At 37.0% G+C, this 14,124-nt stretch carries 12 protein-coding genes; all 12 read left to right on the top strand.

Annotated elements, in window-relative coordinates; all coding sequences use genetic code 11:
• The first annotated feature begins 6 nt into the window (after positions 1-6).
• The gene (gene rpsK, locus AEQSU_RS09555) at positions 7-408 is read left to right on the top strand and encodes a 30S ribosomal protein S11 (protein ID WP_014782658.1); all 402 of its coding nucleotides are present in this window, start codon (positions 7-9) and stop codon (positions 406-408) included.
• A gap of 109 nt (positions 409-517) precedes the next feature.
• Positions 518-1,123, top strand: coding sequence for a 30S ribosomal protein S4 (gene rpsD, locus AEQSU_RS09560; protein ID WP_014782659.1), 606 nt, complete (start codon positions 518-520; stop codon positions 1,121-1,123).
• 21 nt (positions 1,124-1,144) lie between these two features.
• Positions 1,145-2,137 (top strand): DNA-directed RNA polymerase subunit alpha, encoded by a 993-nt coding sequence (locus AEQSU_RS09565; RefSeq protein WP_014782660.1) that lies wholly within the window; start codon positions 1,145-1,147, stop codon positions 2,135-2,137.
• Between the two features lie 133 nt (positions 2,138-2,270).
• Positions 2,271-2,774, top strand: a complete 504-nt coding sequence (rplQ, locus tag AEQSU_RS09570) for a 50S ribosomal protein L17 (protein WP_014782661.1) — start codon at positions 2,271-2,273, stop codon at positions 2,772-2,774.
• 155 nt (positions 2,775-2,929) lie between these two features.
• Entirely contained in the window at positions 2,930-4,051 is a 1,122-nt protein-coding gene (gene carA / locus AEQSU_RS09575; protein ID WP_014782662.1) for a glutamine-hydrolyzing carbamoyl-phosphate synthase small subunit, read from the top strand.
• A gap of 75 nt (positions 4,052-4,126) precedes the next feature.
• The gene (gene eno / locus AEQSU_RS09580; protein ID WP_014782663.1) at positions 4,127-5,413 is read left to right on the top strand and encodes a phosphopyruvate hydratase; all 1,287 of its coding nucleotides are present in this window, start codon (positions 4,127-4,129) and stop codon (positions 5,411-5,413) included.
• A gap of 180 nt (positions 5,414-5,593) precedes the next feature.
• Entirely contained in the window at positions 5,594-6,880 is a 1,287-nt protein-coding gene (locus tag AEQSU_RS09585; RefSeq protein ID WP_014782664.1) for a citrate synthase, read from the top strand.
• Positions 6,881-6,943: 63 nt separating this feature from the next.
• A complete protein-coding gene (locus AEQSU_RS09590) occupies positions 6,944-7,858 on the top strand; it encodes a dimethylarginine dimethylaminohydrolase family protein (protein ID WP_014782665.1) in 915 nt (304 codons plus the stop codon).
• Positions 7,859-8,035: 177 nt separating this feature from the next.
• Positions 8,036-10,216, top strand: a complete 2,181-nt coding sequence (locus tag AEQSU_RS09595; protein ID WP_014782666.1) for a S9 family peptidase — start codon at positions 8,036-8,038, stop codon at positions 10,214-10,216.
• Positions 10,217-10,256: 40 nt separating this feature from the next.
• Positions 10,257-11,660 carry a peptide MFS transporter gene (locus AEQSU_RS09600; protein WP_014782667.1) on the top strand — a complete coding sequence of 468 codons (1,404 nt, stop codon included), beginning with the start codon at positions 10,257-10,259 and terminating at the stop codon, positions 11,658-11,660.
• 37 nt (positions 11,661-11,697) lie between these two features.
• Complete coding sequence (locus AEQSU_RS09605; protein ID WP_014782668.1) at positions 11,698-13,488, top strand: peptide MFS transporter; 1,791 nt, start codon at positions 11,698-11,700, stop codon at positions 13,486-13,488.
• Positions 13,489-13,577: 89 nt separating this feature from the next.
• Complete coding sequence (locus tag AEQSU_RS09610; protein WP_014782669.1) at positions 13,578-14,111, top strand: thioredoxin family protein; 534 nt, start codon at positions 13,578-13,580, stop codon at positions 14,109-14,111.
• Positions 14,112-14,124: the final 13 nt, after the last annotated feature.

Consider the following 14,124-nt stretch of genomic DNA (forward strand, 5'->3'; position numbering starts at 1 on the left):
AGAGTTATGGCAAAGACAACGTCTAAGACTACAAAAACAGTTAAAAAACGCAAGGTTAATGTTGAATCTGTTGGTGAAGCACATATTACTGCTTCCTTCAACAACATTATCGTATCGTTAACAAATAAAGGTGGAGATGTTATCTCTTGGTCCTCAGCCGGTAAAATGGGTTTCCGTGGATCAAAGAAAAATACTCCTTATGCAGCTCAATTAGCATCAGAAGATTGCGCAAAAGTTGCACACGACGCCGGATTACGCAAAGTAAAAGTTTACGTAAAAGGGCCAGGAAACGGTAGAGAATCTGCAATACGTTCCATCCACAATGCAGGAATTGAAGTAACAGAAATTATCGATGTTACTCCAATGCCGCACAACGGATGCCGTCCTCCAAAACGTCGTAGAGTATAATTTATATATCAATGTAGGCGCGCGATTAATCGCGCGCCTACTATCAATACAAACCAAAGGATTAACTTAAGACCTTAATTTGGTTTCATTAAAAACAAAAATCTAAGAAATGGCAAGATATACTGGTCCAAAAACAAAAATCGCTCGTAAGTTCGGGGAAGCAATCTTCGGAGATGATAAATCTTTCGAAAAAAGAAACTACCCTCCAGGGCAACACGGTAACGCACGTCGTCGTGGAAAAAAATCTGAATACGCAATCCAGTTAATGGAAAAGCAAAAAACAAAATACATGTATGGTATTTTGGAGCGTCAGTTCAGAAATATGTTTAAAAAAGCAACAGCAGCTCCAGGAATTACCGGTGCCGTATTGCTTCAATTGTGTGAGTCACGTTTAGATAACGTAGTGTACAGAATGGGAATTTCCCCAAGTCGCTCCGGTGCTAGACAATTGGTTTCTCACCGTCATATCACCGTTAATGGTGAAAAAGTAAACATTCCATCTTACCAGTTAAAAGCTGGAGATGTAGTGGGTGTTAGAGAGAAATCAAAATCTCTTAGCGCAATCAACGATTCATTAGCAAACGCAAACCATGTTTACGAGTGGATTACTTGGAACGGCGAGAAAAAGGAAGGAACATTTGTTTCTATTCCTGAGCGTATCCAAATTACAGAAAACATCAATGAGCAATTGATCGTTGAATTATATTCTAAATAATTAAAACACAGAAAGTCAATTATGGCAGTATTTAGTTTTCAGAAGCCTGATAAAGTTATAATGGTAAATTCTACCGATTTCGAAGGGAAATTTGAATTTCGTCCTTTGGAACCAGGTTACGGACTTACCGTTGGTAACGCATTAAGACGCGTATTACTTTCCTCTTTGGAAGGATTCGCCATTACTTCGGTTCGCATCGAAGGCGTGGATCACGAATTTTCTACCATCGCTGGAGTAGTAGAAGATGTTACCGAAATTATTTTGAACCTTAAACAAGTTCGTTTCAAAAGACAAATAGACGAGATAGATAATGAAACCGTTACTATTTCAATGTCTGGAAAAGATCAGTTAAAGGCAGGAGATTTCCAAAAATTCATTTCAGGTTTTCAAGTATTGAATCCAGAAATGGTTCTTTGCAACATGGACAAAAAAGTGAGCCTTAATTTCGAAATTACTATCGAAAAAGGTCGTGGTTATGTTCCTGCTGAAGAGAACAAAAAAGCGAATGCTCCTTTGGGAACCATCTTTACAGATTCTATCTACACACCAATAAAAAATGTGAAGTACAGCATTGAAAACTTCCGTGTAGAGCAAAAAACAGATTACGAAAAATTAGTTTTCGAAATCGTTACAGACGGATCTATTCATCCAAAAGATGCTTTAACTGAAGCTGCAAAAACATTGATTCACCACTTTATGTTGTTCAGCGATGAGCGCATTACTTTGGAGGCCGATGAGATTGCGCAAACTGAAACGTATGATGAAGAATCCCTTCATATGCGTCAGTTGCTTAAAACAAAATTAGTAGATATGGACCTTTCAGTTCGTGCGCTAAACTGTTTGAAAGCTGCAGAAGTTGATACATTGGGAGATCTTGTTTCTTTCAACAAAAATGACTTGATGAAGTTCCGTAACTTCGGTAAAAAATCGCTTACTGAGCTTGAAGAGCTTGTAAACGTGAAAGGCCTGAACTTCGGAATGGATCTTGCAAAATATAAATTAGATAAAGACTAGAGGATTTCGGATTTACGATTTCAGAATGCTGAAATCGTAAATCTAAAATCGTAAATCTAAAATAAATTTAACCCATCATAATTTGCTCTCCGAAGAACGGATCTTGTAGCAAGATGATGAAAACAAAAATGTCATGAGACACGGAAAAAAAATAAACCACTTAGGAAGAAAAACTGCCCACAGACATTCAATGTTGGCAAACATGGCTTGTTCACTTATTGAGCACAAACGTATTAACACAACTGTTGCAAAAGCAAAAGCGTTGAAACAATTTGTAGAGCCATTAGTAACAAAATCTAAGGAAGATACTACGCAAAACCGTCGGTTGTGTTTTGCTAAAATGCGTCAAAAAGATGCAGTTGCAGAACTTTTCAGAACTGTTGCGCCAAAAGTTGGTGATCGTCCAGGAGGATACACTCGTATTATTAAATTGGGTAATCGTCTAGGTGATAACGCAGATATGGCAATGATAGAGCTTGTAGATTTCAACGAAATTTATAACGCAGGAAAAGCTACCAAGAAGAAAACTACTCGTAGAAGTCGTCGTGGAAGCGCTGCCGGAACTGAAGCTGCTGCGCCTGCTGTGAAAGCCGCTCCAGCAAAAGCTGAAAAAGAAGCAAAGAAAGAAGAAGAATAAATGAATTTGATTCATTAATCAACAAAGGGATAAGCGTTTTCGTTTATCCCTTTTTTTTATACTATTTTTGCAAAGAATTTGGAAAAGCTGGATGCTCGAAGACGGATGCTTTTAACCTGAAACTTGAGACCAGAAACCAGAAACCCTTCAAAATAATGAAATACCAAACACGAAAAAAAGCACTTATTTTACTAGCAGACGGAACCATTTTCTACGGAAAAGCGGTTGCAAACAAAGAAGGTTCAGCCTTCGGCGAAGTTTGTTTCAACACTGGAATGACGGGTTATCAAGAGATTTTTACAGATCCTTCCTATTTCGGGCAGATTATGGTTGCCACCAATGCCCACATCGGGAATTACGGTACCAACAAAGAAGAAGTAGAATCTCAAGGAGTTAAAATTGCAGGTTTGGTGGTTCGTAATTTCAGTTATCATTATTCCCGTGATGCGGCAGATGATTCTTTAGAAGAATTTATAAATAGAAATAACCTACTCGCAATCAGCGATGTTGATACGCGCGCTTTGGTAAGCTACATTCGCGATAATGGCGCAATGAACGCTGTTATTTCAACAGAAGTTGATAATATTGAAGGGCTTAAAAAACAACTGGCAGCCGTTCCAGATATGAATGGTTTGGAACTCGCTTCAAAAGTTTCGACAAAAGAACCTTATTTCTTCGGAAATGAGAACGCGAAGTATAAAGTTTCAGCTTTGGATTTAGGTATAAAAATGAACATTCTCCGCAGACTTGCCGAACGTGATTGCTACATTAAAGTATTTCCATACAACGCATCTTTTTCAGATATGGAAGCTTTTAGCCCTGATGGATATTTTATTTCCAACGGTCCTGGCGATCCAGAACCTTTAACCAGCGCTATTGAAGTTGTAAAAACCATTTTAGAAAAAGAATTACCAATGTTTGGAATCTGTTTAGGGCACCAAATGCTGGCTTTGGCAAACGGAGTTTCAACTTATAAAATGCACAACGGCCACCGAGGAATTAACCATCCTGTGATGAACCTTATTACCGGTAAAGGTGAAATAACTTCACAAAATCACGGTTTTGCCATCAATAGAGAAGAAGCTGAAGCCAATCCTAATATTGAAATTACTCACGAACATCTAAACGATCATACCGCAGCAGGAATTCGTTTGAAAAACAAACCAGCGTTTTCAGTACAATACCATCCTGAAGCTAGTCCTGGGCCGCACGATGCTTCATATCTTTTTGATCAGTTTATTGAAAGTATAGAAAAACATAAATTACAAACGGTATAAATTTAAACCTGACAGGTTTCCAAAACCTGTCAGGTTTTTTTTAGATAATATATAATCACAATAAATACTAAACCAATGAGTATCATCATCGACATCAATGCCAGACAAATTTTTGACTCTAGAGGAAACCCAACAATAGAAGTTGACGTAATCACAGAAAACGGTTTTATGGGTCGTGCCGCAGTACCTTCTGGAGCTTCAACTGGCGAACACGAAGCCGTAGAACTTCGTGATGGCGGAAAAGCTTATATGGGCAAAGGCGTATTAAAAGCTGTTGAAAACGTAAACGGTAAAATTGCTGGTACACTTTTAGGTGTTTCAGTTTTTGAACAAGAACTGATAGACAAAACAATGATTGATTTGGATGGAACCAAAAACAAATCAAAACTTGGAGCGAACGCTATTCTTGGCGTTTCATTAGCCGCTGCAAAAGCTGCTGCCAATGAACTTGGGATGCCATTGTATCGTTACGTGGGCGGTGTGAGTGCGAAAACGCTACCAGTACCAATGATGAATATTATTAACGGAGGTTCACACAGTGATGCGCCAATCGCTTTTCAGGAATTTATGGTGATGCCCGTAAAAGCCAAAAACTTCGCACACGCAATGCAAATGGGTTCGGAGATTTTCCACAACCTTAAAAAAGTATTGCACGACCGTGGTTTAAGTACTGCCGTGGGTGATGAAGGTGGTTTTGCACCAACGTTGGACGGAACTGAAGATGCTTTGGAAACCATTGCAAAAGCGACTAAAAAAGCTGGTTATAAATTAGGGGACGATGTAATGATTGCCTTAGATTGTGCTGCTTCAGAATTTTATGTTAAGAAAAAGTACGATTACACCAAATTTGAAGGCGAAAAGGGAAAAATTAGAACATCGAAAGAACAGGGAGATTATTTGGCTGAGCTTTGCGAGAAATACCCCATAATTTCAGTAGAAGATGGTATGGACGAAAACGATTGGGAAGGTTGGAAATATCTCACCGAAAAAATAGGACATAAAGTACAATTAGTGGGTGATGATATTTTCGTGACCAATGTAGAAATTCTTTCTAGAGGTATTTCAGAAAAAATAGCCAATTCAATTCTTATAAAAGTGAATCAAATTGGAACATTGACTGAAACTATTGCAGCAGTAAATATGGCGCACAATGCTGGCTATACTTCAGTAATGAGTCATCGAAGTGGAGAAACCGAAGATAATACTATTGCCGATCTTGCAGTTGCTCTTAATTGCGGACAAATAAAAACCGGCTCTGCTTCAAGAAGTGATAGAATGGCGAAATACAATCAATTGCTCAGAATAGAAGAACAATTGGGCGAAGTTGCTTATTTTCCACAGCACAATGCTTTCAAAATATAGCTAATAATCAATAAGTTGAAAAACCTCGCCAATGGCGGGGTTTTTTTATATTTGGAAATTCGACGGTATAACTGATGATTTAAGGTTTTTTTAACCTAATATAACTGCGAATTGTTAAAAAAAATTGCTCAGAATTTTGTAAATTAGCATTTCCGAATAAATTAAAACACACAATATTTTATGGCAAAGATGGCGACCCTCGAGATAGATGGTAAAAAATACGAATTTCCCGTAGTGGAAGGAACTGAAAATGAATTAGGTATAGACATAAAAAGTCTGCGAAGCGACACCAACGGGGTTGTTACTTTAGATCCTGGATACAAAAACACGGGCGCCTGCGAAAGTGCTATAACGTTTTTGGATGGCGAAAAAGGAGTATTACGATACCGAGGTTATGCAATTGAGGAACTTGCAGAAAAGGCTCATTTCTTAGAGGTTTGTTACCTTCTTATTTTTGGCGAATTACCTACGAAAGTTGAGCTCGATAAATTTCACACAGATATTAAAGCACAATCTCACGTTGATGAGGATGTGAAAAGAATTTTAGATGGCTTTCCAAAAGCGGCGCACCCAATGGGTGTTTTGTCTTCACTGACTTCTGCTTTGGTGGCTTTCAACCCTTCGTCCGTAAATGTGGATAGCGAAGAAGATATGTATAAGGCCATTGTAAAAATTCTTGGGAAATTCCCAGTTTTAACGGCTTGGACTTATAGAAAGCGAATGGGACTTCCGCTAGATTACGGTGGAGATTCTTTAGGTTATGTAGACAACTTCCTTAAAATGATGTTTAAGAAACCTAGTGGAGAGTATACTACCAACCAAACTGTATTAGAAGCCTTAGATAAATTATTAATTCTTCACGCAGATCACGAGCAGAATTGTTCCACTTCAACAGTGCGTATTGTTGGATCTTCTCATGCAGGTTTGTTTATTTCTATTTCAGCTGGAATTGCAGCTTTATGGGGTCCTCTTCACGGAGGAGCTAATCAAGCGGTAATTGAAATGCTGGAAGCTATTAAAGAAGATGGTGGTGACACCAAAAAATTTATGGCAAAAGCGAAAGACAAAAATGATCCTTTCCGTTTGATGGGGTTTGGACATAGAGTTTATAAAAACTTTGACCCACGTGCAAAAATTATCAAAAAAGCAGCAGATGATCTTTTAGATAATTTAGGAATAGACGATGAAATTCTGGATATTGCAAAAGCGTTAGAAAAAGAAGCTTTGGAAGATCAATATTTTGTAGAAAGAAAACTATATCCAAACGTAGATTTCTACTCAGGAATTATTTACAGAGCGTTAGGAATTCCTGTTGAAATGTTCACTCCAATGTTCGCCCTCGGTCGTTTGCCGGGTTGGATTGCACAATGGAGAGAAATGCGTTTGAACAAGGAACCGATAGGTCGTCCACGTCAAATATACGTTGGGGAAACCCTTCGCGATTTTGTGCCAGTAGAAAAAAGATAAATACTTATTTTTATATAATTAAAAGCATTTCGGTATCGGAGTGCTTTTTTTATATTTGCTATTATGATAAAATTAAACATAAACGACGAAGTTTCGTGGTTAAGAGCCGTAGTACTTGGAAGAGCAGACAGTAATGGCCCAGTACCAAAACTTGAGGATGCCTACGATCCTAAATCTGCCGAGCATATAAAAGCTGGAACATATCCCAAAGATGAAGACATGGTTAAGGAAATGGCCGCAGTTGCTGCTGTTTTCAAAAAATACGACGTAAAGGTTTTTAGACCAGATTCTATAAAAGATTACAACCAAATTTTCTCGCGCGATATTGCTTTTGTAATTGAAGACAAATTTATAAAAGCCAATATACTCGACGATAGAAGTAAAGAAATAGATGCTATTCATTCAGTCATTGAAGAAATAGATCCGTCCAAAATTATTGAATTTCCTGAAGATGCACATATTGAAGGTGGTGATGTAATGCCGTGGGGAGATTATATTTTTGTAGGCACTTATTATGGAGAAGATTACTCTAGTTTTATAACTGCACGTACAAATATGAAAGGTGTTAATCATCTTCAAAAGCTCTTTCCACATAAAAAAGTGAAGCCATTCAGCTTGAGAAAAAGCAACACGGTTGCTGAAGATAATGCCCTGCATTTGGATTGTTGTTTTCAGCCTTTGGGGAAAGGAAAAGTAATCATTCACAAGGAAGGATTTTTAGTGAAAGAAGAATATGAATGGCTTATTGATTTCTTCGGAAAAGCCAATTGTTTTCATATTACAAAGCAGGAAATGTACAATATGAATAGTAATATATTTTCTATTTCTCCCGATGTTGTCATCTCAGAAAAAAACTTTACTCGCTTGAATACTTGGCTTCGTGAACAAGGTTTTATCGTGGAAGAAGTTCCTTACGCTGAAATCTCTAAACAAGAGGGTTTACTGCGCTGCACTACTATGCCTTTAGTGAGAGATTAGCTTAAAATTTTAGTTCTCAAGAGTCTATTTTTCAAATTTCAGGAAGTGTGCAATTTTTAAGCAATTGTAACTAATTGTTATTCCTATTAATAATTGTTACAAAGCCTTATTTAACACAAAAACCGCTACCACTTTCACAAAAAATTAGTAAACTTGGCGTAGCAAAATTTTAACACTTTGAAAAGATTTAACTCCCTAGCTTTTTTATTGCTGTTTTTAACAGCTTTTCCAACACTTACTGCACAACAGAAAGACATAACTCTTGAAGAAATTTGGAGCGGAGCTTTCCGAACCCAAGGTTTGGATGTTCTTCGTTCTTTAAACAATGGTAAGGAATACGCTGTTTTGAATTACGATAGACAAAACAAAGCTTCAACCGTTGATGTTTTCGACTATAAGAGCGGGGAAAAGGTTCGGACGCTTCTTAATAGTAAAGATTTAAAAGGAATAGATTTCGTTATTTCCTATGAATTCAATAAAGACGAAACGAAAATCCTTTTTTCAACTGAATTGAAGCAAATCTACCGTCGTTCTTCCCTTGGAACCTATTATGTTTATGATGTAAAAACTAAGGATTTTAGTCTAGTTTCAACTAATAAAATTCAAGAACCTACTTTCAGCAATGATGGTAGCAAGATTGCTTATGGTTTTGAAAACAATCTTTATATTAAAGATTTGACTTTAGATGAAACCAAAAAAATAACCACAGATGGCAAGAAGAACAGCATCATCAACGGTATTACAGATTGGGTTTATGAAGAAGAATTCGCCTTTGTTCGCGCTTTTGAATGGAGCAAAAACGGCGATAAACTTGCTTACATAAAATTTGACGAAACCGAAGTTCCAGAATACACTATGGATATATATGGTACTGATTTGTATCCTACTGCCGATACTTTTAAATATCCGAAAGCTGGCGAAAACAATTCCAAAGTTTCCTTGCAACTTTATGATTTAAGCAGCGGAAAAACTTCTGAAGTAGATCTTTCAAAATACAATCGTTACTACATTCCTAGATTGCTTTGGACGGAAGATAACAATCGGTTAAGTGTACAATTGACCAACCGTCATCAAAATGTGTTGGATTTGGTTTTTGTGGATGCCTCTAATAATACTTCAAAATTGATTCTAGAGGAAAAAGATGCTGCTTATGTAGATGTGACAGACAACTTAACTTTCCTTAATAACAACAGTTTCTTTTGGACCAGTGAAAAGGATGGTTGGAACCATATTTATCAGTACGACAAAAACGGAAAATTGTTAAACCAAGTTACCAAAGGTCCTTGGGAAGTTACCAATTATTACGGTTTCGATCAAAACACTGGAAGAGTTTATTATCAAAGTACAGAGAACGGAAACATAAATCGTGATGTATATTCCATTCTTCCTTCGGGAAAAAATAAAGTGAGATTATCTCAGAAAACTGGAACAAATGCTGCAGATTTCAGTGCGGACTACACATATTATATTGGTTCTTTTTCAGATGCCAATACGCCATATGTTTTTACGCTTAATGAAGCAAAAACAGGAAAGCAACTTCGTGAAATAAAAAATAACAACGATTTAAAGAATCGTTTATCTTCCTATAGAATTTCCCCCAAAGAGTTTTCAACCATAAATATAAATGGTGAAGACTTGAATATGTATATGATAAAGCCCTTGGATTTTGATGAAACAAAGCAATATCCACTGTTTATGTTTCAATATTCTGGGCCAGGATCGCAGCAAGTTGCGAATAGTTGGATAGGTTCGAATGATTACTGGCACCAAATGCTAGCAAACGATCAAGATATTATAATCGCTTGCGTGGACGGTCGTGGAACAGGGTATAAAGGAAGAGATTTCAAAAAAATGACTCAGAAAGAATTGGGTAAATATGAAGTGGAAGACCAAGTAGCAGTTGCAAAAAAACTAAGTGAGTTACCATACATTGATGCTTCAAGAACAGGAATTTGGGGTTGGAGCTATGGTGGTTTTATGTCTTCAAACGCATTGTTTCAAGCGCCTGATACTTTTGAGATGGCCATTGCCGTTGCTCCCGTTACAAGCTGGAGGTTTTATGACAGTGTTTATACCGAGCGTTATATGCAAACTCCGCAAGAAAATGCTTCGGGATATGATGAAAATTCACCGCTTTCGCACGTTAATGGATTAAAAGGAAAATTTCTATTGGTTCACGGCACTGCGGATGATAATGTACACGTACAAAACAGCATGCGCTTGATTGAAGCTTTAGTACAAGCTAATAAAAAGTTTGACTGGCGCATTTATCCTGATAAAAACCACAGTATTTATGGTGGAAATACACGTTTGCATCTTTATACTTTAATGACCGATTATATTAAAACGAACTTATAACAATCAACACTAACTAATTAATAATTAATAATTCAATCTTATGTCAGAATCACTTCAATATCAAAAACAAAAGGAATTATTCGGTCATCCGGTAGGTCTTTACATTCTGTTTTTTACCGAAATGTGGGAACGTTTTTCCTACTATGGAATGCGCGCCATTTTGGTGCTTTATTTGGTAGCTGAAGCATCTAGCGGTAACCCAGGTTTGGGTTGGACTAATGGTGATGCGCTTTCGCTTTATGGAACGTATACAATGTTAGTTTATGTAGCTTCCATTCCAGGAGGTTGGATTGCGGATAAATTTTTAGGACAAAAACAGTCTGTACTTGTTGGTGGAATATTACTTGTTGCAGGTCACGGAATTCTTTCTATTCAGGCAATGTGGGCATTTTACACAGGTCTTGGTCTCATCATTGCTGGTGTAGGAATGCTAAAGCCCAACATTTCAACAATGGTTGGAGGTCTTTACAAGGCTGGGGATATTAGAAGAGACAAAGGTTTCACCATATTTTATATTGGTATAAACGTTGGCGCTTTCCTTTCAAGTTTAATTGTAGGATATGTAGGTGAAGTTTACGGATGGCATTATGGTTTTGGACTTGCAGCAATAGGAATGCTTTTAGGTTTAATTCAATATTTGGCAGGACAAAAACATTTGAAATATGTAGGGAATAATACAAATAAATCAATGGATCCTGAAGAAAAAGCGGCAATGCAAAGACCACTTTCAAAAATTGAAAAAGATAGAATGATTGTATTGTTTATTTCTTTCATTCTGGTAATTGTATTCTGGGGAGCTTTTGAACAAGCAGGAGGTTTAATGAATATTTATGCTTCTGAAAAAACCAACAGAATGCTTATGGGTTGGGAAGTACCAGCTTCTTGGTTTCAATCTTTGAACGCCCTTTTCATTATTCTTTTAGGAACAAGTGTTGCAGCTTATTGGGCGCATAGAAAACTGAAAGGAAAGATTTCAACTTCTCTCTTTAAAATGTGTATAGGGTTGATAATTATGGGTGCCGGTTTCTTCTTTATGACAGGTGCTGCTGCACAGTTTAATAGTGAAGGCTCTTCTGCAATGTACTGGTTGGTTGCTGCTTACTTATTTCATACAGTTGGAGAATTATGTTTGTCGCCAGTTGCACTTTCCTATATTACCAAATTGGCACCGCTAAAATATGCTTCTCTTATGATGGGGGTTTATTTTGCAATGACTGGTTTTGGAAATAAAGTAGCTGGATTGCTTGGAGAATCTGCTTCAGATTTAGGAGAATATACAGTTTTTACAGGAATTGCAATTTTCTGTGTGGTCTTCGGATTATTGGTAATGTTAGTTAGAAAGAAATTGGAAAACCTAACCCACGGCGCAGAAGACAACGAACGTGAAATTGATGACGACAATGAGCCATATGAATTGGCAGATCCAGATTTCAACAAAGCCTAAATAACTTCAGAAATATTTTTAAACAAAACATAGACCAATGAATACCGATATAGAAAATCTGTTTAAAGACAAAGTTTTAGGACATCCCGCGGGACTTTTTATACTTTTCTTTACTGAAATGTGGGAGCGTTTTTCGTTCTACGGAATGCGAATTCTTTTAGTGCTATTTTTAACGGCGCCGCTGTTGAGTGACAATCCTGGTTGGGATTGGCCAAGAGAGCACGCACTAGCGCTAATTGGAACCTACGCTTCACTTTTATACTTAACTCCGATTATTGGTGGATGGATAGCAGATAAAATTACTGGCTATAGAATGGCGGTAGTAATTGGTTGTATAATTATGACTTTAGGCCACGCTTCTATGGCTGTGGAAACAACTGCTTCCTTTTATTTAGGACTTGCACTTTTAGTTATTGGAACAGGTTTCTTTAAGCCGAATATCACTTCTATTATTTCTGAAATGTATAAAGGCAAAGAGTCTAAAAAAGATGGTGCTTACACTATTTTCTATATGGGTGTTAACGCAGGTGCTTTCTTTGGAATGATGCTTTGCGGTTACTTAGCCGAAAATTATGGTTGGTCTTGGGGCTTTGGTCTTGCTGGTATTTTTATGTTCTTTGGAATGCTTCAATTTCTTTTGGCAGGTAAAATATTTGGTGACATTGGTGCAAAACCTACCAAAATACACGAAGTTGAAATACCACAAAATATAAATGAAAAAGCGCCAGAACTTCGTGAAGACGGAATAGAAGAAGCACCAATCAAGTTGAACCCTTTCACGATGTTTGACTATGTTTTAATTGTTCTATCATCTGTTGGAGGTTTATTGTATCTCTTCAACGACCCATTAGAGAAAATCTATGATACCTCGTTAGTTCCTTTTGAGATTGGCGGAATGAGCGGAACAAACATTGTGGTTCTCGCTGCATTAGCAATGTTCCTAATATTATTGATTACGCGTATTGCACGTTATTTACCAATTGTTCGAGATAGATTAATAGCTGTTTCAATCTTCGGATTATTCACTGTTTTCTTTTTTGCCTTTTTTGAACAATCATTAGGTTCCATGACGCTTTTTGCTCAGGATTATACCGATAGAAATCTAACTGGTGACTCCGCTATTATTTTCAAAGTTATAGATGCTTTACTAACTACGGTTCCTTTAATTATAATCTCGTATGTAATATTTTTGCTGGTTAAGAAAACGCATAACAGGATTGCACTCTCCAACGTTGCGCTTGTACTTGCTTTTATAGGTATTTGGGGGCTTGTTATTTTTAGATTAATGGATAAGTTTGCTCAAACGGAATTGGAAGTGGATGCCACTTGGTTTGGTATTCTAAACTCCTTCTTCATTATTACTTTGGCTCCTATATTCTCAAAATGGTGGGAAAGCAAATATAACCCAAGTGCAGCCGTAAAATATGGAATCGGACTAATTATGTTAGGCTTAGGCTTTGCAATACTTTCATATGGAGCGTCAGATATTCCTCCAGGCGCAATGACTGCGAAAGTGAGTATGATATTCCTAATTTTGGCGTATTTGCTTCACACAATGGGCGAGCTTTGCCTTTCTCCTTTAGGATTGTCTTATTTAAGTAAATTGGTGCCAGCACGTATGATTGGCTTTATGTTTGGAGTTTGGTATCTTGCCATTGCTGTAGGCCAAAAAGCTGCAAACACGATGGGCGGAATGATTGATAAGATTTCAGCAGAATATTCTATGGGAACTTTCTTTTTAATATTTACCTTAATACCAATTGCTGTAGGGATCGTTTCAATGTTGCTAAATCCTGTTTTGAAAAAATTAATGCACGGTATTCGTTAATATACAATACTTTATATAATAAAAGCGTTCCTTTTTGTGGAACGCTTTTTGTTTTGTTATTTTTGAACTTATAAAAAAAAAGAAATTCGATGAAAAATATTTTACTACTTGCTTTGCTTTTGGTTTTTGGTGTCGCTAATTCACAAGAAATTAAATGGATGACGATGAATGAAGCTATTGCAGCGCAAAAGAAAGAGCCTAAAAAGATTTTTATGGACGTGTACACCACTTGGTGCGGTCCCTGCAAAATGCTTGATAAAAATACTTTTTCAGACAAAAATGTTGCTGCCTATGTAAACAAACACTATTACGCCGTTAAGTTTGATGCTGAAGGAACGGAGGAAATAGATTATCAAGATTTTGTTTATACAAATCCTAATTACGATCCAGCGAGAAAAGGAAGAAACTCCCAACATCTGTTTGCTCACGCAATGAAAGTGACTGCCTATCCAACGGTTGTTTTCTTCAAAGATAATGGAGATATAATTCAGGCAGTTCCAGGCTACAGAACACCGCCACAACTGGAGCTTTTCCTAAAAATGATACAGTCTGATGATTATTTGAAAGTTACAACAGCAGAGGCTTGGGAAGAATATCAAAAAAACTTTAAACCTACATTTTAGAATAACTATTTAG

Origin of the sequence: Aequorivita sublithincola DSM 14238, assembly GCF_000265385.1 — a bacterium.
Lineage (GTDB): Bacteria > Bacteroidota > Bacteroidia > Flavobacteriales > Flavobacteriaceae > Aequorivita > Aequorivita sublithincola.

Bases quoted from the DNA above. Each gene is read 5' to 3' on its own strand.
- rpsK (WP_014782658.1), top strand. From the start codon at position 7: ATGGCAAAGACAACGTCTAAGACTACAAAAACAGTTAAAAAACGCAAG.
- rpsD (WP_014782659.1), top strand. From the start codon at position 518: ATGGCAAGATATACTGGTCCAAAAACAAAAATCGCTCGTAAGTTCGGG.
- AEQSU_RS09565 (WP_014782660.1), top strand. From the start codon at position 1,145: ATGGCAGTATTTAGTTTTCAGAAGCCTGATAAAGTTATAATGGTAAAT.
- rplQ (WP_014782661.1), top strand. From the start codon at position 2,271: ATGAGACACGGAAAAAAAATAAACCACTTAGGAAGAAAAACTGCCCAC.
- carA (WP_014782662.1), top strand. From the start codon at position 2,930: ATGAAATACCAAACACGAAAAAAAGCACTTATTTTACTAGCAGACGGA.
- eno (WP_014782663.1), top strand. From the start codon at position 4,127: ATGAGTATCATCATCGACATCAATGCCAGACAAATTTTTGACTCTAGA.
- AEQSU_RS09585 (WP_014782664.1), top strand. From the start codon at position 5,594: ATGGCAAAGATGGCGACCCTCGAGATAGATGGTAAAAAATACGAATTT.
- AEQSU_RS09590 (WP_014782665.1), top strand. From the start codon at position 6,944: ATGATAAAATTAAACATAAACGACGAAGTTTCGTGGTTAAGAGCCGTA.
- AEQSU_RS09600 (WP_014782667.1), top strand. From the start codon at position 10,257: ATGTCAGAATCACTTCAATATCAAAAACAAAAGGAATTATTCGGTCAT.
- AEQSU_RS09605 (WP_014782668.1), top strand. From the start codon at position 11,698: ATGAATACCGATATAGAAAATCTGTTTAAAGACAAAGTTTTAGGACAT.
- AEQSU_RS09610 (WP_014782669.1), top strand. From the start codon at position 13,578: ATGAAAAATATTTTACTACTTGCTTTGCTTTTGGTTTTTGGTGTCGCT.